16 protein-coding genes are annotated in these 18,283 nt (G+C 72.9%); 9 read left to right on the forward strand and 7 right to left on the reverse strand.

Features of this window, described 5'->3' with window-relative positions; genetic code table 11:
* Positions 1 to 65: 65 nt before the first annotated feature.
* A complete protein-coding gene (locus ACYVDA_RS13680) occupies positions 66 to 2,096 on the forward strand; it encodes a protein meaA (RefSeq protein ID WP_460818937.1) in 2,031 nt (676 codons plus the stop codon).
* Positions 2,097 to 2,244: 148 nt separating this feature from the next.
* Positions 2,245 to 3,696 (forward strand): PAS domain S-box protein, encoded by a 1,452-nt coding sequence (locus ACYVDA_RS13685; RefSeq protein ID WP_460818938.1) that lies wholly within the window; start codon positions 2,245 to 2,247, stop codon positions 3,694 to 3,696.
* A 4-nt stretch (positions 3,697 to 3,700) separates the two neighbouring features.
* On the opposite strand, the gene nucS is transcribed toward ACYVDA_RS13685, so the two are convergent.
* Positions 3,701 to 4,384: an endonuclease NucS gene (gene nucS / locus ACYVDA_RS13690; RefSeq protein ID WP_460818939.1), complete on the reverse strand. Its 684-nt coding sequence runs from the start codon at positions 4,382 to 4,384 to the stop codon at positions 3,701 to 3,703.
* Between the two features lie 32 nt (positions 4,385 to 4,416).
* Here nucS and ACYVDA_RS13695 point away from each other — a divergent pair, with 32 nt between their 5' ends.
* The 5 genes from ACYVDA_RS13695 to ACYVDA_RS13715 all read left to right on the forward strand — a co-directional run bounded on the left by ACYVDA_RS13695 (position 4,417) and on the right by ACYVDA_RS13715 (position 9,239).
* Entirely contained in the window at positions 4,417 to 5,361 is a 945-nt protein-coding gene (locus ACYVDA_RS13695; RefSeq protein WP_460818940.1) for an FAD-dependent oxidoreductase, read from the forward strand.
* Between the two features lie 66 nt (positions 5,362 to 5,427).
* Positions 5,428 to 7,209, forward strand: a complete 1,782-nt coding sequence (locus ACYVDA_RS13700) for a 3-hydroxyacyl-CoA dehydrogenase family protein (RefSeq protein ID WP_460818941.1) — start codon at positions 5,428 to 5,430, stop codon at positions 7,207 to 7,209.
* 38 nt (positions 7,210 to 7,247) lie between these two features.
* The gene (locus ACYVDA_RS13705) at positions 7,248 to 8,030 is read left to right on the forward strand and encodes a hypothetical protein (RefSeq protein ID WP_460818942.1); all 783 of its coding nucleotides are present in this window, start codon (positions 7,248 to 7,250) and stop codon (positions 8,028 to 8,030) included.
* 127 nt (positions 8,031 to 8,157) lie between these two features.
* Complete coding sequence (locus tag ACYVDA_RS13710; RefSeq protein ID WP_460818943.1) at positions 8,158 to 8,358, forward strand: hypothetical protein; 201 nt, start codon at positions 8,158 to 8,160, stop codon at positions 8,356 to 8,358.
* Between the two features lie 62 nt (positions 8,359 to 8,420).
* A complete protein-coding gene (locus tag ACYVDA_RS13715; protein WP_460818944.1) occupies positions 8,421 to 9,239 on the forward strand; it encodes an alpha/beta fold hydrolase in 819 nt (272 codons plus the stop codon).
* A gap of 65 nt (positions 9,240 to 9,304) precedes the next feature.
* Here ACYVDA_RS13715 and ACYVDA_RS13720 read toward each other — a convergent pair whose 3' ends face one another.
* From ACYVDA_RS13720 to mce, 6 genes are all read right to left on the reverse strand, one after another.
* A complete protein-coding gene (locus ACYVDA_RS13720) occupies positions 9,305 to 10,708 on the reverse strand; it encodes a hypothetical protein (protein WP_460818945.1) in 1,404 nt (467 codons plus the stop codon).
* A gap of 191 nt (positions 10,709 to 10,899) precedes the next feature.
* On the reverse strand, positions 10,900 to 12,237 hold the full coding sequence (gene ccrA, locus ACYVDA_RS13725; RefSeq protein WP_460818946.1) for a crotonyl-CoA carboxylase/reductase: 1,338 nt from the start codon (positions 12,235 to 12,237) through the stop codon (positions 10,900 to 10,902).
* A 121-nt stretch (positions 12,238 to 12,358) separates the two neighbouring features.
* The gene (locus tag ACYVDA_RS13730; protein ID WP_460818947.1) at positions 12,359 to 13,303 is read right to left on the reverse strand and encodes a VWA domain-containing protein; all 945 of its coding nucleotides are present in this window, start codon (positions 13,301 to 13,303) and stop codon (positions 12,359 to 12,361) included.
* Positions 13,300 to 14,277: a DUF58 domain-containing protein gene (locus ACYVDA_RS13735; protein ID WP_460818948.1), complete on the reverse strand. Its 978-nt coding sequence runs from the start codon at positions 14,275 to 14,277 to the stop codon at positions 13,300 to 13,302. Before ACYVDA_RS13735 ends, ACYVDA_RS13730 begins: the two co-directional genes overlap by 4 nt.
* Before the next feature lie 28 nt (positions 14,278 to 14,305).
* Positions 14,306 to 15,379 (reverse strand): AAA family ATPase, encoded by a 1,074-nt coding sequence (locus tag ACYVDA_RS13740; RefSeq protein ID WP_460818949.1) that lies wholly within the window; start codon positions 15,377 to 15,379, stop codon positions 14,306 to 14,308.
* An 81-nt stretch (positions 15,380 to 15,460) separates the two neighbouring features.
* A complete protein-coding gene (gene mce, locus ACYVDA_RS13745; RefSeq protein ID WP_460818951.1) occupies positions 15,461 to 15,916 on the reverse strand; it encodes a methylmalonyl-CoA epimerase in 456 nt (151 codons plus the stop codon).
* Positions 15,917 to 16,070: 154 nt separating this feature from the next.
* Between mce and ACYVDA_RS13750 the strand changes: the two genes are divergently transcribed.
* Together ACYVDA_RS13750 and meaB are read left to right on the forward strand one after the other, a co-directional pair.
* The gene (locus ACYVDA_RS13750) at positions 16,071 to 17,273 is read left to right on the forward strand and encodes an acetyl-CoA C-acetyltransferase (RefSeq protein ID WP_460818953.1); all 1,203 of its coding nucleotides are present in this window, start codon (positions 16,071 to 16,073) and stop codon (positions 17,271 to 17,273) included.
* 8 nt (positions 17,274 to 17,281) lie between these two features.
* Complete coding sequence (meaB, locus tag ACYVDA_RS13755) at positions 17,282 to 18,274, forward strand: methylmalonyl Co-A mutase-associated GTPase MeaB (protein ID WP_460818954.1); 993 nt, start codon at positions 17,282 to 17,284, stop codon at positions 18,272 to 18,274.
* Positions 18,275 to 18,283: the final 9 nt, after the last annotated feature.

Here is an 18,283-nt window from a genome sequence, read left to right on the forward strand (position 1 = left end):
CTGGCACGAGCCGGGGCGGTCCCAGGACTTACCGACCGGTAGCCCTCGGGCCTACCCTCGGCGACATGAACGACACCCCCGGCGCCCGGCGCGAGAAGGACCGTCCCTGGGTGATGCGCACCTACGCGGGTCACTCCTCGGCCCTCGAGTCCAACAAGCTCTACCGGACCAACCTGGCCAAGGGCCAGACCGGGCTGTCGGTCGCCTTCGACCTGCCCACGCAGACCGGCTACGACCCCGACTCGCCGCTCTCGCGCGGCGAGGTCGGCAAGGTGGGCGTGCCGGTCCCGCACCTGGGCGAGATGCGCAAGCTGTTCGCCGACATCCCGCTGACCGGGATGAACACCTCGATGACCATCAACGCCACCGCGATGTGGCTGCTGGCGCTCTACCAGGTCGTCGCCGAGGAGCAGAACCCCGGCGTCGAGCCGCGCGAGGTCGCCGCCCAGCTCGCCGGGACGACCCAGAACGACATCATCAAGGAGTACCTCTCCCGCGGCACCTACGTGTTCCCGCCCGAGCACTCCCTGCGGCTGATCACCGACGTGATCGCCTACACGGTCAACGAGATCCCCAAGTGGAACCCGATCAACATCTGCAGCTACCACCTGCAGGAGGCCGGGGCGACGCCGACGCAGGAGCTCGCCTACGCCCTGTGCACGGCGATCGCGGTGCTCGACGCGGTGCGCGACTCCGGCCAGGTGGCCGAGGAGGACTTCGGCACCGTGGTGGGGCGGATGTCGTTCTTCGTCAACGCCGGGGTGCGCTTCATCGAGGAGACCTGCAAGATGCGCGCGTTCGTGCGGCTGTGGGAGGAGATCACCCGCGACCGCTACGGCGTGACCGACGAGAAGATGCGCCGCTTCCGCTACGGCGTGCAGGTCAACTCCCTGGGGCTGACCGAGGCCCAGCCGGAGAACAACGTGCAGCGCATCGTCCTGGAGATGCTGGGCGTGACCCTGTCCAAGAGCGCCCGCGCCCGCGCCGTCCAGCTCCCCGCGTGGAACGAGGCCCTCGGCCTGCCCCGCACCTGGGACCAGCAGTGGTCGCTGCGGCTCCAGCAGGTGCTGGCCTTCGAGTCCGACCTGCTGGAGTACGACGACATCTTCGACGGCTCGCACGTCATCGAGGCCGAGGTCGACCGGTTGGTGACCGAGGCCCGGGACGAGATGGATCGCGTCCAGGCGATGGGGGGCGCGATCGCCGCCGTCGAGACCGGCTACATGAAGCAGGCGCTGGTCAGCTCGCACGCCGCCCGTCGCGGTCGCATCGAGAGCGGCGAGGACGTCGTCGTCGGGGTGAACCGCTTCGAGACCACCGAGCCCTCGCCCCTGACCTCCGACCTCGACGGCGCCATCCAGACCGCCGACCCCGAGGCCGAGCGGTCGGCGCTGGCGAGCCTCGAGCAGTGGCGCGCCGAGCGCGACCAGGAGGCCGTCGACCGGGCCCTGGAGGCGCTGGCGGCCGCGGCCAAGACGCAGGAGAACCTGGTCGGGCCCACCCTGGTGGCGGCCCGGGCCGGGGCCACCACGGGGGAGTGGGCCGGCACCCTGCGCGGGGTCTTCGGGGAGTTCCGGGCCCCCACCGGGGTCTCCGGCGCCGTGGGTGTCACCCAGGCGGTCGGGGCGGCCGGCGAGGAGCTGGCCGCGGTCCGCGAGCAGGTCCGGGCCACCAGCGAGGAGCTCGGCGGGCGGTTGCGGCTGCTCGTGGGCAAGCCGGGCCTCGACGGCCACTCCAACGGCGCCGAGCAGGTCGCGGTGCGCGCCCGCGACGCCGGCTTCGAGGTCGTCTACCAGGGCATCCGGCTCACGCCGGCCCAGATCGTCGCCGCGGCCGTCGCCGAGGACGTGCACTGCGTGGGGCTGTCGATCCTGTCGGGGTCCCACATGGAGCTGGTGCCCGACGTGCTCGACCAGATGCGTGAGGCCGGGCTCGGGGACACCCCCGTGATCGTCGGCGGCATCATCCCCGACCGCGACGCGACGGCGCTCAAGGAGCTCGGGGTGGCCGCCGTCTTCACGCCGAAGGACTTCAGCCTGACGCAGTCGATGGCCGGCATCGTGCGGGCCATCCGCGACGCCCAGCACCTGGTCTAGTCGCTGGCGCTGTTTTTGGGATGACGCGTGTCGTTTCGGTCCGCGCCGGGCGTCTGGAGGTCGTAGGGTTCCCAGGCAATGACCTGCGGCCGGTCGGGGGACGGTCGCCCTTCTCGGGACCACGGCACCAGGGCGGACGACAGACACGATGCAGCTGCTGCAGGACGACGGCGACCAGAGCTTCGACGCGCTGGTGCGCACCGCCCAGTCCGTCGACGAGGCCCTGGTGCTCTCCGACGCCGACGGCGCGGTGGTCTACGCCAACGACGCGGTCGGCGAGCTGCTCGGGTACGACGTGGACCACCTGCTCGGGCTGAGCGTGCACGACTTCGGGCGCGAGCAGATGCACGCGTTCCAGAGCGTGGCCCACCAGGCCGTGATCGACAACGGCGTGGAGATCACCGTCCGCGACGCCCGGATCGCCAACGCCCAGGGCCGTCAGCTGGCCGTGGACCTCACGCTCACGCCGTACCACACGGACCGGGGGGTGCTGGTCGGCATCGGCCTGCGCGAGCCCAACGAGAAGCTCCGCCAGACCAAGCTCTTCCGCGGGCTGCTCGAGGCCGCTCCGGACGGCATGGTGATCGTCAACCGCGACGGGATCATCACGCTGGTCAACGCGCAGGTGGAGCAGATGTTCGGCTACGCCCGCGCCGAGCTGGTCGGCGAGCAGGTCGAGATCCTCGTCCCGGACCGCTTCTCCGGCATGCACATGGCCTTCCGCAGCGGCTTCGTCAACGAGCCCCGCACGCGCCCGATGGGGCTGGCCGGCGACCTGCACGCAAGACGCAAGGACGGCTCGGAGTTCCCCGTCGAGGTCACCCTCTCGCCCCTGGAGACCGACGAGGGCCTGCTGGTCTCGGCCGCCGTGCGCGACATCTCCGAGCGGCGCCGGATGCAGGAGGAGACCGACCGGGTCAAGGACGAGTTCTTCGCGACCGTCTCGCACGAGCTGCGCACGCCGCTGACCTCGATGATCGGCTACGGCGAGCTGATGCAGGACCTCGAGGAGCTCAGCCCGCAGGGCCAGCGGTTCCTGACGGTCATCATGCGCAGCGCCGAGCGCGAGCTGCGGCTGGTCGACGACCTGCTCACCCTGGTCGCCATGGAGGAGACCGGCCTGTCGATCCGCTCGGCCGAGATCGACCTCGAGAGCGTCGTGCGCGAGGCCGTCGAGGCCGGGCGACCGCGCGCGGAGGAGAACGGCCTGGTGCTCTCCTGCGAGACCCCGGGCGCCGCCGTGGGGATGTACGGCGACCGCGACCGCCTCGGTCAGGCCCTGGACAACCTGCTCTCCAACGCCTTCAAGTTCACCCCGCGCGACGGCTCCGTGCGCGTGGTCCTCCGGGTGTCGGGCAACGACGCCGAGATCGACGTCGTCGACACCGGTGTGGGGATCGGCGACGAGGACCCCGACCAGCTCTTCGAGCGGTTGTTCCGCTCGCCCAGTGCCGTGGCCCAGCAGACCCCCGGCGCGGGCCTGGGGCTCACGATCGCCCTGGCCATCGTCGAAGCGCACGCCGGCACGATCGAGGTCGTGGCCACCGGTGAGGACGGCACCACCTTCCGGATGACGTTCCCGCTGCGGCCCCCGGCCTGAGGCCCTAGAAGAGCCGCTCGCTCGGGTCGTCCATGCCACGCAGGGCGTCGTAGTCGACGCTCGCGCAGGCGATGCCGCGGTCGCCGGCCAGGACGCGCGCCTGCGGCTTGATCTCCTGGGCGGCGAAGATGCCGCGCACGGGGCCCTTGCGGGTCAGGGCGGGGTCGCGGTTGAGCAGCTCGAGGTAGCGGGTCAGCTGCTCCACGCCGTCGATCTCGCCGCGACGCTTGATCTCGACCGCCACCGAGCGGCCCTCGGCGTCGCGGCACATCAGGTCGACCGGGCCGATCGCGGTCGGGAACTCCCGCCGCACCAGGGTGAGGCCCTCGGACAGGGTGGAGGGGTGGTCGGCGAGCAGCTCCTGGAGGTGCTTCTCGACGCCGTCCTTGCGCAGGCCCGGGTCGACCCCGAGGTCGTGGGAGGAGTCGTGCAGGACCTCCTCGACCAGGATCCGCAGGCTGTCGCCCGACTTGGCCTCCACCAGCCACTCGACCTGGCCGTCCTCGGAGTGGCCCTCGCGGACGGTGCAGGGCGGGCTCATCCAGTTCAGGGGCTTGTAGGAGCCGCCGTCGGAGTGGATCAGCACGGAGCCGTCGGACTTCAGCATCAGCACCCGGGTGGCCATCGGCAGGTGGGCGGTCAGCCGGCCGGCGTAGTCGACCTGGCAGCGCGCAACGACGAGTCTCACGCTGGAGGACGCTACCTGCCATGCTGGCCGTCGTGAGCGCTCAGGTGGGTCCCGCTGCGGACCGGGTCGTGGTCGTCGGTGCCGGCGTCGTCGGGCTGACCTGCGCCGTCGCGCTGTCCGAGGCCGGCCACCGGGTCGACGTGCTGGCCCGCGACCTGCCCCTGGAGTCGACCTCGGCCGTCGCGGCGGCGCTGTGGTACCCCTACCTCGCCGAGCCCCGGGACCGGGTGGTCGGGTGGGGTGCGGCGGCGTACGCCAGGTTCGCGGCGCTGGCCGCGACCGGCACGCCCCGCGAGCACGGCGTGCGGATGCTGCCGGGCACCGAGGTCCTGCCGCGGCCCACGCCCGACCCGTGGTGGTCCTCGGCGGTGCCGGACCTGCGTCGCACCGCCGTCCCGCCGGGGTACGCCGACGCGTGGTCCTTCACCGCCCCGGTCATCGACATGCCGGTCCACCTGACCTGGCTGCGCGCGCGTCTGGAGTCGCTCGGGGGCACGATCACCCGGATGAGCCTGGGCGGGCTGCCGGCGATCGACGACGTCGTCGTGGACTGCGCCGGGCTGGGGGCGCGCCTGCTCGCCGCGGACCACACCGTGCGACCCGTGCGCGGGCAGGTCGTGCTGGTCGAGGGCGTCGAGCTGGACCGCTGGGTGCTCGACGAGTCCGGGCCGACGTACGTCGTGCCGCGGCTGGACCAGGTCGTCGTCGGGGGCACCGAGGAGGACGGGGAGTGGAGCCGCACGCCGTCGCCCGAGGCCGCCACCGACCTCCTGCGGCGCGCGACGGCGCTGGTGCCCGAGCTCGCGCAGGCCCGCGTGGTGCGCCACAAGGTGGGCCTGCGCCCCGTGCGCCCGGCCATCCGGCTGGAGGCCGTCGGTCGGGTCGTGCACTGCTACGGCCACGGTGGCGCCGGCGTCACCCTGGGCTGGGGCTGCGCCGCCGAGGTGGTCGACCTGGTCGCCTCGCTCACCGACTGAGCAGGCGGTCCCGCGTGAGATGACACACAGGTCGGGGCGGCCTGGTGCCGTGGCATGATCCGCCCCATGGCACGTGAATTCACAACGATCGGCGTCGTCGGACTGGGCACCATGGGTGCGGGCATCGCGGAGGTGTTCGCCCGTCACGGCTACGACGTCGTCGGCGTGGAGGTCGACGAGGACGGCACCGCCCGCGGTCGTCAGCACCTGGAGAACTCCACCGCCCGCGCGGTCAAGCGCGGCAAGCTCAGCGAGGCCGAGCAGGCCGAGCTGCTGGGCCGCGTGCGCTTCGCGACCTCGATGCAGGAGCTCAAGGACGCCGACCTCGTGGTCGAGGCGGTCGTGGAGTCGGTGTCGGTGAAGAAGGACATCTTCCGCGAGCTCGAGTCGGTCGTCCGCGAGGACGCCGTGCTGGCCACCAACACCTCCTCCCTCTCGGTCACCGAGATCTCCACCGCCAACGCCCACCCCGGTCGGGTCGTCGGCGTCCACTTCTTCAACCCCGCCCCCGTGCAGGGCTTCGTCGAGATCGTGCGCACCGTCGTCACCGAGCCGGGCGTCGTCGAGGACGTCTCCGCGCTGGTGCAGACCCTGGGCAAGAACCCGGTCGTGTGCGGCGACAAGGCCGGCTTCATCGCCAACACCCTGCTCTTCGGCTACCTCAACCACGCGGTGTCGATGTACGAGGGCAAGTACGCCTCCCGCGAGGACATCGACGCCTCGATGCGCTACGGCTGCGGCTACCCGATGGGCCCCCTGGCCCTGCTCGACCTGATCGGCCTGGACACGGCGTACGAGATCCTGGAGACGATGTACCGCCAGGGTCGCGACCGCCTGCACGCCCCGGCCCCCATCCTCAAGCAGATGGTCACCGCCGGTCTGCTGGGTCGCAAGACCGGGCGCGGCTTCTACAGCTACGAGGGTCCCGACAGCCCCGTCGTGGTGGCCGACGACAAGACCCCCTCGGCCGACGACGCCCCCCAGCTCAAGCACGACATCTCGCTGGTCGGCGTGGTCGGAACCGGCACGATGGCCAGCGGCATCGTCGAGGTCTTCGCCAAGAGCGGGTTCGACGTCGTCTTCGTCGGGCGCTCGCAGTCCAAGGTCGACGGGGTGCTCGCCACCATCGAGCGCTCGCTGGACAAGGCGATCCAGCGCGGCAAGCTCGAGGAGTCGGCCAAGGCCGAGGTGCTCGGCCGCCTGACCGGCTCGACCTCGCTGGACGACCTGGGGCAGGTCGACCTGGTCGTCGAGGCGATCGCGGAGGACCTCAAGGTCAAGACCACCCTGTTCGAGAACCTCGACGAGATCTGCAAGCCCGGCGCGATCCTGGCCACCACGACCTCCTCGCTGCCCATCATCGAGTGCGCCCGCGCCACCGACCGTCCCCAGGACGTCGTCGGCCTGCACTTCTTCAACCCGGCCACGATCATGAAGCTGGTCGAGGTGGTCTCGACGGTCGCCACGGCCGAGGACGTCACCGAGACCGCCCAGGCGCTGTGCGCGAAGCTGGGCAAGGTGCCGGTCTCCTGCGGCGACCGCGCGGGCTTCATCGTCAACGCGCTGCTGTTCCCCTACCTCAACGACGCGATCAAGATGCTCGAGGCGCACTACGCCACCGCCGACGACATCGACACCGCGATGAAGCAGGGCTGTGCGCTCCCGATGGGCCCCTTCGAGCTCCTCGACGTGGTCGGCAACGACGTGTCGCTGGCCATCCAGCGCGAGCTCTACCTGGAGTTCCGCGAGCCCGGGTTCGCGCCCGCGCCGCTGCTCGAGCACCTGGTGACGGCCGGCTACCTCGGCCGCAAGACCAAGCGCGGGTTCCGCGACTACAGCAACCGCTGAGTCCGGGGGGCGTGCCACCCGCCCCGTAGTCTGGGGGCATGGGTGGACTCGTGCTGATCCTGCTGCTGCTGGTGGCCGGTGCCGCGGTGGTGGCGGTGGTCAAGGCCAACCAGCGCAAGGCCCTGGAGCGCAAGGAGGCCGAGCTCGCGCCCGTGCGGCAGCTGGCCTTCGAGGACGTCACCGCGCTCGGGGTTGAGCTGCAGGAGTTCGACTCCGAGGTCGCAGGTCACGCCCTCGACGCCGGGGCGAACGCCGACTACCAGCGCGCCCTGGACGCCTACGAGGCGGCCAAGAAGGCGGCCGACTCGATCGCGGCACCCGACCAGGTCAAGCACGTCACCGAGATCCTCGAGGACGCCCGCTACGCGATGGCGTGCGTGCGGGCACGGGTCAACGGCCAGCCGCTGCCGGCGCGCCGACCGCCGTGCTTCTTCGACCCGCGCCACGGCCTGTCCACCGAGGACGTCACCTACGCACCGCCCGGCGGGGTCGCCCGTGAGGTCCCGGCCTGCGCCCTGGACGCCGAGCGCGTGCGGGCCGGTGCCGAGCCCGACATCCGCAAGGTGACGGTCGGCAACCGGCGGGTGCCGTACTACCAGGGCGGCCGCGCCTACCAGCCGTACGCCGCGGGCTACTTCGGCGGCTTCGGCCCGATGGACTGGATGTTCATGGGGATGCTCTTCGGCGGTGGTTTCGACGGCCTGGGCGAGGGGATCGGGGCGCTCGGCGAGGGGCTGGGCGAGGGCATCGGCTCCATCGGTGACGGGATCGGCGGGATGTTCGACGGGATCGGCGACATGTTCGACGGTTTCGACTTCTGATCGTTCCAATCGGCGCGGATCGGTGATCTGGCGGTAACCCGGCGTCAACCTCGCGGTGACCTCGCCGGGGCACTGTGGAGCCATGCCCGGCCCACACCCTGGGGCCGACCTTCCCTGAGGAGTCCGCATGGAGACCCCGATCGCGCTGTCCGCCGCCACCCCCGCCGTCGTCACCGTCCCGCTGATCCGCAGCCGCGAGGGCGCCACCCGCGACCTGGCCAGCCGGCACCTCCAGGGCGTCAGCGTCCTGCTCTCCACCCGCGAGGACCTGCGCGGCGTGCACGCCTTCGCCGACGTGGTCGAGGAGTCCGTGCGCTGGTGCGCCTGACCCCTGATGCCTGACGCGGGGCACCTGCTTCCGGGCGGCATGCCCTCGGCGATGATGAGGGCATGCCGCCACCCGCGTCCGAGCTCGTGCTGCACACCACCGAGGTGGGGGAGCAGGGCTCCCCTCTCGTCTTCTGCCACGGCCTCTTCGGCCAGGGCCGCAACTGGACCGGGATCGCCAAGGCCCTGGCCCACGGCCCCGACGGATCTGCCGAGGGCGGCCACCGCTCGCTGCTGGTCGACCTGCCCCACCACGGCCGCTCGTCGTGGCCCGCGGGGGTCGACTACCCGGCGCTGGCCGACCAGGTGGCGACCGTGCTCGACGCCGCCGACCCCGTCACCCTGGTGGGCCACTCGATGGGCGGCAAGGTCGCCATGGTGCTCGCCCTGCGGCACCCCGAGCTGGTGGCGCGGCTGTGCGTGGTCGACATCGCGCCGGTGGACTACGGCGGGAGCACCGAGTTCACGGCGTACGTCGAGGCGATGCGGGGCGTGGACCTCGACGGCCTCCACCGCCGCAGCGACGCCGACGAGGCGCTCACCGCGGCGGTCCCAGACCGCGCGGTGCGTGACTTCCTGCTCCAGAACCTGCGCCGCGACGGCGACGGCTGGCGCTGGCAGGTGGACCTCGAGGGCCTCGGGACCGGACTCCCGACGATCAGCGGGTGGCCGGCCGACGACCTGGAGGGGCTGACGTACGACGGCCCCGTGCTCTGGGTGGCGGGGGGCGAGTCGCGCTACGTCCGTCCCGAGCACGCCGCCGCCATGCAGGAGCTGTTCCCGCGCCACCGCAAGGTGACGATCAAGGGCGCGGGGCACTGGGTGCACTCGCAGAAGCCGGACGTCTTCGTGGAGGTCCTGCGCCGCTTCGCGAGCGCGTGAGGTCGCGAGCAGACGCAGCAGGGCCCGGACACCACGTGGTGCCCGGGCCCTGCTGCGTGGTGTGACTAGTTGTCGTCGTTGCCGAAGCCGGCGACGACGTCGCGCAGCTGCGCCAGCTGCGAGGTGATCGAGTCGCGGCGACGCGAGAGGCGCTGGACCTCGTCCTGGAGGGCCTGCAGCTCGCGCTCGGAGTCGGCGTGGCCGCTGTTGCGCAGCGCGTCGGCCTGCTTCTTCGCGGCGCTCACGATCTGCTCGGCCTCGCGGCGCGCGTGGCTGACCATCTGCTCCGACTCGTGCTCGGCCTGCTCGCGCGCGGCGGCCGCGGCGTCCATGGCCTCGCGGGCGCGGGTCTCGGCGGCGTCGGCCCGCTGCTGGGCGTCGGCGACCAGTCGCTGGGTCTCCGCCGTGGCGGCGTCGTGGTTGGCGGCCGCCTCGCGGGTCAGGCGCTCCTGCTCCACGGCCAGGGCCCGACGGGCCTCCTGCAGCTCGCGCTCGGCGGTGGCCCGGGCGGCCTCCACCTCGCGGGAGGCGCCGGTGCGCAGGGCGTTGGTCTCCTGCTCGGCCGCGAGCCGGTGCTGCTCGGCCTCCCGGCGGGCGGCGGCGAGGCGGTCGTCGGCGTCGGCGAAGGAGCGGGTGCGGTGCGCCTCGATGTCGGCCATCGTGCGGGTGCGACTCTCGTCGAGCTCGCGCAGCTGGACCACGCGCATGTCCTCGGCGTCGCGCTCGGCCTCGGACTTGGTGGCCGCAGCGTCGCGCTGGGCCTGCTGGCGCAGTCGCTGGGCCTCGGCGCGGGCCTCGTTGAGCACGTCGGCGGACTGCTCCTCGGCCAGGCGCAGCATCTCGTTGGCCCGGGCGCCGAGACCGGCGTAGGTGGGGTTCTGGTTCTCCTCCACGCGGGTGCGCAGGGACTCCACCTCGCTGCCGAGGCTGCTCAGGCGGTCCTGGGCCTCCGCGAGGGCGGCGGCCAGGCCGGCGCGCTCGGTCGCGGAGCTGCGCAGGAAGGAGTCGACGGCGTGGGTGTCGTAGCCGCCGCGGCGCACGGTCGGCAGCTGCGGCAGGGCCGGGGCCGACGACGGGGCCGGCGTCGAGGAGGCGGCCGGAGCGCTCACGGTGCGGCCGGCCTGGGGGGCCTGGGCCGCGGCGGGGCGGGCGTCGGGAGCCGGACGCGCGGCCGGCGCCGAGCCGCGGGGAGCGGCCTGGTCGCGGCGCTGGGCGGGGGCCGGACGCCCGGGCTGCGGGGAGGACTGCTGGGGGCCGCGCTGCTGCGCGGGGCGGGGCTTCTCCGCCACCTGCTGGGAGGTGCGGCGCGAGGACTGCTGGGTGTCCTTCTCCACGACGGGCACGACCTGGGTCGCGGCGTCGCGCGAGTCGCCCTGGTCACCGGTGTCGCGGCTCTCGGGACCGTCCTGGCTCTCCCGGGCGTCCTCGTGGTCGTCGTGGTCGAAGATGGACAGGCCCGCGTTGCTCATTGGTGTTCCTCAATCCGGGTTGGCGGCCGACGTACGCCGCCAGTCTCGCCCACGCCTCGGCCGATTCCCACCGCCGTCTGCGCGACGCGCCGGGAGGTCTGCGAAAAGCGCCGCACCCGGCGGCACCGCGCTGGTGCCACCGGGTGCGGTGGGGTGCTGCGCGTCCCGTGGGACCGGTGGGGCCGGTGTGGTCAGACGCCGCGGAAGGCGTTGATCTTGTCGAGGTGCTTGGCGCGCAGCTCGTGGTCACGCACGCCGAGGCCCTCCTCGGGGGCCAGGCAGAGCACGCCGACCTTGCCCTGGTGGGAGTTCTCGTGGACGTCCAGCGCTGCCTGGCCGACCTCGTCGAGGGTGTAGCTCTTCGACAGGGTCGGGTGGATCATCCCCTTGGCGATCAGCCGGTTGGCCTCCCACGACTCGCGGTAGTTGGCGAAGTGCGAGCCGATGATGCGCTTGAGGTTCATCCACAGGTAGCGGTTGTCGTACTGGTGCATGTAGCCCGTGGTGGAGGCACAGGTGACGATCGTGCCGCCCTTGCGCGCGGCGTACACGCTGGCGCCGAAGGTCTCGCGGCCCGGGTGCTCGAAGACGATGTCGACGTCCTCGCCGCCGGTGAGCTCGCGGATCTTGGCCCCCAGCCGGCGCCACTCGCGCTGGTCCTGGGTGTGCTCGTCCTTCCAGAACTGCCAGTTCTCCTCGGAGCGGTTGATGATCAGCTCCGCGCCCATCTTGCGGCAGATCTCGGCCTTGGCGTCGTTGGAGACCACGCAGACCGGGGTGGCGCCGCCGTTGAGGGCGTACTGCGTGGCGTAGCCGCCGAGGCCGCCGCTCGCGCCCCAGATCAGGACGTTGTCGCCCTGCTTCATCCCGGCGCCGTTGCGGCTGACCAGCTGGCGGTAGGCCGTGGAGTTGACCAGGCCGGGGGAGGCGGCCTCCTCCCAGGTGAGGTGGTCGGGCTTGGGCATCAGCTGGTTGGACTTGACCAGCGCGATGTGGGCGAGGCCGCCGAAGTTGGTCTCGAAGCCCCAGATCCGCTGCTCGGGGTCCATCATCGTGTCGTTGTGGCCCTCGGGGCCCTCGAGCTCGACCGAGAGGCAGTGCGCGACGACCTCGTCGCCGGGCTTCCAGCTGTGCACGCCCAGGCCGGTCTTGAGCACGACGCCCGCGAGGTCGGAGCCGACCACGTGGTAGGGCAGGTCGTGGCGCGCCGACAGCGGGGAGACCTTGCCGTAGCGCTCGAGGAAGCCGAACGTCGAGACCGGCTCGAAGATCGAGGTCCACACGGTGTTGTAGTTGATGGCGCTGGCCATCACGGCCACGAAGGCCTCGCCCGGACCGAGCTCGGGGAGCGCGACGTCCTCCACGTGGATCGACTTGCGCGGGTCCTTCTCACGGGTGGTGAGGCCCTCGAACATCTCCACCTCGTCCTTGTGGACGGTGGCGGCCCGGTAGTGGTCCGGGAGCTGGAGGGCGGCGAAGTCCTCGCCGGAGGTGTCTCCGGCCAGGATGGCGTCGAGGATCTGCTGCACGGGTTGCTCCTTGGTCGGGGGCGGGTGCGCCGGAATCTACCGGCGAGTAGCCACAGTGTCAGCGGGGTGTGACCTATCTGGCTCCCCGGTCCGCTGCGAGCCCCTCGACCTCACCGTCCGGTCAGGGCAGGCGGGCCGTCCAGCGCAGGGAGAGCCCGGCGGCGAGGAGGGCCAGGAGCAGGGCGGCCGCGGCGGCGTACTGGGTGAGCTCGCGCTGCTCGGTGCGGAAGCCGATGGAGGTCTGGATGTCGTCGTAGACCTGCTGGAGCTCGTCCTTGCTCTGCGCGACGTAGGAGCGGCCGCCGCTGGAGGCGGCGAGCGAGGCGAGGGTCGCGGTGTCCACCGGCACGGGGACCAGCTGGCCCTGGGTCTCCACGGTCCCGTTGGGCGTACCGTAGGCGATGGTCGAGACCGGCACGCCGGCCTTGCGGGCCGCGGCAGCGGCCTCGGCGGGAGTGCGGCCCGTGGTGTTGGTGCCGTCGGAGAGCAGCACGACGTGGGCCGGGACCTTGGCCGCGCCGCGGCTCCGGGCGGTCTTGACCTCGTCCAGCGAGGTGAAGACCCCCTCGCCGATCGCGGTGCGGGTCGCCAGCGCGAGGCTCTGGAGCGCCTCGACGTCGACCTGGCGGTCGGTGGTGGGCGGCGCGAGCACGCTCGTGGTGCCCGCGAACGAGACCACGGCGACGTCGAACCCGTCGGGCAGGCCGCGCACGAAGCGGGTCGCGGCGTCGGCGGCGGCCTTGATCCGGCTGGGCTCGACGTCGGTGGCCTTCATCGACAGCGACACGTCGACGGCCACCACGACCACGGCGCGCTCGCGCGGGACGCGCACGTCGGCCTCGGGGCGGCCCGTGGCCAGGGCGAGCAGCAGCAGGGCGAGCAGGAGCAGGCCCGCCGGGACGTGCCGACGCCAGCCGGGGCGTTCGGGGGCCAGCCGGGCCAGCATCGGCATCGAGGCGAACCGCACGGCGTAGCGGCTGCGGCGCTGGTGCTGGACGACGTAGGTGACGGCCACGGCCAGGACGGGCAGCAGGAGCAGCAGCCACCACGGGGAGAGGAACCTCATCGCGCGGCCCCGGTCCGACCGCGGCCCGGCAGCACGCTCCGCGAGCCGCGGGCGCTGGGGCGGCGCAGGAAGCGGGCCAGGTCGGCGACCCAGTCGCGGTCGGTGGCGAGGGTGACGTGGCGGGCCCCGGAGGCGCGGACGGCCTCGGCGACGGCGCGACGGTGGTCCGCGGCGAGCCGGGCGTAGTCGCGGCGCAACCGGGCGTCGCCGGTCCACACCTCGGTGCGGCGGCCGGTCTCGGGGTCGAGGAGCACCACCGTGCCCACGTCGGGCAGGGCCAGCTCGCGCGGGTCGAGGACCTCGACCACCACCACGTCGTGGCGGGCCGCGAGGCGCCGCAGGGGCACCTCCCAGGCGAAGGGTCGCTCGGTGGCGCCGTCGGGGTCGATGAGGTCGCTGACCACCACGCGCAGGCCCGGGCGGCGGTGACGGCGGTCCAGCGCGACCAGGGCCTCGGCCAGCCCGAGCGGCGCCGAGCCGGTCCGGGCCGTGGCGGGGGCGGTGGGCCGGCCGGCGACCGCGCGGAAGGCGGCACGACGGGTGGGCACGGCCGGGGACCAGGTGAGGCCGTCGCCGCCCAGGTGGGCCACGCCGAGCCGGTTGCCCGGCCCGTCGGTGAGCAGGGCGACGGCGCCGGTGACCGAGGCGGCCAGCTCGGCCTTCTCCACCTCGACGGTGCCGAAGTCCATGCTGGCGGTCTCGTCGACCAGGACCCAGGTCTCGAGCTCGTGCTCGGCGCGGGTGCGCCAGACGTGCGGCTGGGCGCTCCGGGCGGTCACGTTCCAGTCGATGCGGCGCACGTCGTCCTCGCCGGGGCGGTAGGCGACCACCTCGTCGGGCTCGCTGCCAGGCCCCAGGCGGGTGCCCTCGTGCCCGCCGTGGAGGACGCCGGGCAGCCGGCGGCTCACCGTCAGCTCCAGCGCCGCGAAGGCCTGGCGGGCCTGGGTCAGGCTCCTCGAGGGACCCGTGCTCACGGCAGCCGGCCTCGTCCGACGGGCCTCATCACACGCCGCTGCCGACCGGGCGGTGGTCGCGGCCCTGGGGGTCGCCGTGGGCCGCGACGCGGGGGGCCGGCACGCAGGAGAGCACGTAGGCGACGACCTCGCGGGGGTCGACGCCCTCGGCCACCGCGTCGAAGGTGAGCACCAGGCGGTGGGACAGGACGTCGGGGGCCAGCTCGGCCACGTCGTGGGGGAGCACGTAGTCGCGGCCCCGCATCAGGGCCAGCGCCCGGGCGGCGGCCACCAGGCCCAGGGTGGCGCGCGGGGAGACCCCGAACTCCACGTGCTGGGCGATCGGCGCGACGCCGTAGCGGGCGGGCTCACGGGTGGCCATCACCAGCGACACGGCGTACTGGGCGACGGCGGTGTGGACGAACACCTGGTCGGCCACCCGCTGGAGCGCCAGCACGTCGTCGGTGGAGAGCAGCTCGCGCGAGCGCGGCGGGGACACCGACATCCGCTGCAAGATCGCCATCTCCTCCGCGGCACTGGGGTAGGTGACGTCGACCTTCATCAGGAAGCGGTCGCGCTGGGCCTCGGGCAGGGAGTAGACGCCCTCGGACTCGATCGGGTTCTGCGTGGCCAGCACCAGGAAGGGCTCGGGCAGCGGGTAGGTGCGACCGCCCACGCTGACCTGGCGCTCGGCCATCGCCTCCAGCAGGGCCGACTGCACCTTGGCCGGGGCCCGGTTGATCTCGTCGGCCAGCACGAGGTGCGCGAAGACCGGCCCGAGCTCGGTGTCGAAGGACTCGGTGGAGGGCCGCCACACCCGGGTGCCCACGATGTCGCCGGGCATCAGGTCGGGGGTGAACTGGAGCCGGTGGAAGGTGCCGCCGACGACCTCGGCGAGCGTGCGCACGGCCAGGGTCTTGGCCACGCCGGGGACGCCCTCGAGGAGCAGGTGGCCCCGCGCCAGCAGGGACACCAGCATCCGCTCGATCATCCGGTCCTGCCCGACCAGGACGCGCTTGACCTCGAACAGGGCCCGCTCCAGCGTCGCCGCCGCCTCGGAGGTGGAGGGGCCCGGGCCGTCGTGGGGTGTGCCCGGTCCGGTCGGGTCGATCGTGTCGGTCATGGCGGGTCCTCGTGGTCGGCTGACACCAGTGGACCAAACGAGGTGAAACGCAGGGAAGGGCGGCGGCCTTCCCGTGGTGGGTCAGTGCGTCTCGGCGCCCGGCTCGACCAGCTCCACCAGCACGCCGCCGGCGTCCTTGGGGTGGATGAAGTTGATGCGGGAGCCGGCGGTGCCGCGACGGGGGGCGTCGTACAGCAGGCGCACGCCGCGCTCGCGCAGGATCGCGCACACCTGGTCCACGTCGACCACGCGGTAGGCCAGCTGCTGCAGACCCGGGCCGGAGCGGTCGATGAACTTGGCGATCGTCGAGGTCTCGTCGAGCGGGGCGAGCAGCTGGATGCAGGAGCCGGAGTCACCCACGGCGACCATCGCCTCGCGCACGCCCTGCTCCTCGTTGGTCTCCTCGTGCACCACCGTCATGCCGAAAGTCTGCTCGTAGAGCGCCTTGGCGGCGTCGAGGTCGGGGACCGCGATCCCGACGTGGTCGACGTGGGTGAACAGGTGGGCGGGGAGGTCCAGGGGGGCGCTCGCAGTCATGCGGGTCATCCTCACGCAGGCCCACCGGGCCCTCAACCCCTGTCCGGGGAGGTGTGACGTGCCCGACACGGACCGGGACGGACGCCCTCTGCTGCTCCGTCCCGCGCGTGGGTAGTGTCGGCCCGGACCCGAGTCTGTTCACCAGGAGGCACCCATGTCGTCAAGCACCGGCGGATCCGTCATCGTCGCAGGCGTTCGCACCCCGATCGGTCGGCTGCTCGGAGGGCTCAAGAGCCTGTCCGCCGCCGAGCTCGGCGGCGTGGCCATCAAGGGCGCCCTGGAGAAGGCCGGCGTCTCCGGCGACCAGGTCGACTACCTGATCATGGGCCAGGTCATCCAGGCCGGTGCCGGCCAGAACCCCGCCCGCACCGCCGGCATCGCGGCCGGCCTGCCGATGTCGCTGCCCTCGACCACCATCAACAAGGTGTGCCTGTCGGGCATCAACGCGATCGCCCTGGCCGACCAGCTGATCCGCGCGGGCGAGCACGAGGTCGTCGTGGCCGGTGGCATGGAGTCGATGACCAACGCGCCGCACCTGCTGCCGAAGTCGCGCGAGGGCTTCAAGTACGGCGACGTGGCGCTGGTCGACTCGATGGCCTACGACGCCCTCTTCGACCAGGCGACCCAGCAGGCGATGGGCGGCCTGACCGAGCAGTGCAACGCCGCCGGCACCCAGCTCACCCGCGAGGAGCAGGACGAGTTCTCCGCCCGGTCGCACCAGAAGGCCGCCGCGGCGTGGAAGAACGGCGTCTTCGACGAGGAGGTGGTGCCCGTCGAGATCCCGCAGCGCAAGGGCGACCCGGTCGTCGTCTCCACCGACGAGGGCGTGCGTGGTGACACCACCGCCGAGTCCCTGGGCCGCCTGCGCCCGGCCTTCGACAAGAACGGCACGATCACCGCGGGCTCGGCCTCGCAGATCTCCGACGGCGCCTGCGCCGTCGTGGTGATGAGCAAGGCCAAGGCCGAGGAGCTCGGCCTCGACTGGCTGTGCGAGATCGGCGCCCACGCCATGGTCGCGGGCCCCGACTCCACCCTTCAGCTGCAGCCGGCCAACGCGACCGCCAAGGCGCTCGCCAAGGAGGGTATCTCCGTCGACGACGTCGACCTGGTGGAGTTCAACGAGGCGTTCGCCGCCGTCGGCATCGAGTCGGCCCGCGAGCTCGGCCTGCCCGAGGAGAAGGTCAACGTCAACGGCGGCGCCATCGCCCTGGGCCACCCCGTCGGGATGTCCGGCGCCCGGATCGTGCTGCACCTGGCGCTGGAGCTGAAGCGGCGTGGCGGTGGCACCGGCGTGGCCGCCCTGTGCGGTGGCGGCGGCCAGGGCGACGCCCTGGTCGTGAAGGTCCCGAAGGCCTGATCCCCGGCGTGAGCAGACGGTCGACCGGGGACGTCCCGGCCCTGGTGGCCCGGGCGCGAGAGGGTGACGCCCGCTCGGTCGCCCGCCTGATCTCGTTGGTCGAGGACGCCTCGCCGCTGCTGCGCGAGGTGATGGCCGGGCTCGCGGAGCACGCCGGCACGGCGCACGTCGTGGGCCTCACCGGCTCGCCCGGTGTGGGCAAGTCGACCTCGACCTCGGCGCTGGTGACCGCCCTGCGCGCGACCGGCCAGCGGGTGGGCGTGCTCGCGGTCGACCCGTCCTCGCCCTTCTCCGGCGGCGCGCTGCTCGGGGACCGGGTGCGGATGCAGGACCACGCGCTCGACAGGTCCGTCTACATCCGCTCGATGGCCTCGCGCGGCCACCTCGGTGGACTGTCCTGGGCGGCGCCGCAGGCCCTGCGGGTGCTCGACGCCGCGGGCTGCGACGTGATCCTGGTCGAGACCGTCGGCGTGGGTCAGAGCGAGGTCGAGATCGCCGCCATGGCCGACACCACGCTGGTCCTCGTCGCGCCCGGCATGGGGGACGGGATCCAGGCCGCCAAGGCCGGCATCCTGGAGATCGGCGACGTGTTCGTGATCAACAAGGCCGACCGTGACGGCGCCGACCAGGTGCGGCGCGAGCTGCGCTCGATGATCGGTCTCACCACGCGCGACCCGGGTGCCTGGCGACCGGAGATCGTGAAGACCGTCGCCAGCCGGGGCGAGGGCGTCGAGGAGCTGGTCGCCGCGATCGAGCAGCACCGCGCCCACCTGGTCGCCTCCGGCGAGCTCGAGCAGCGCCGGCTCAAGCGGGCCCGCGACGAGATCGAGGCGATCGCGGTCACGGCCCTGCGCGAGCAGTGGCGCGGGGTGCACGAGAACACCGAGCTCGACGTGCTGGCCGCGGCCGTGGTGGCCGGCGACAGCGACCCCTACGCCGCGGCCGACCGCCTGCTGGCCTCCCTCGAGGCCGGCGCCCCGGCCTCGGACCCGGTGGGCTGAGCCACAGCG

This window comes from Nocardioides korecus, from assembly GCF_054778395.1.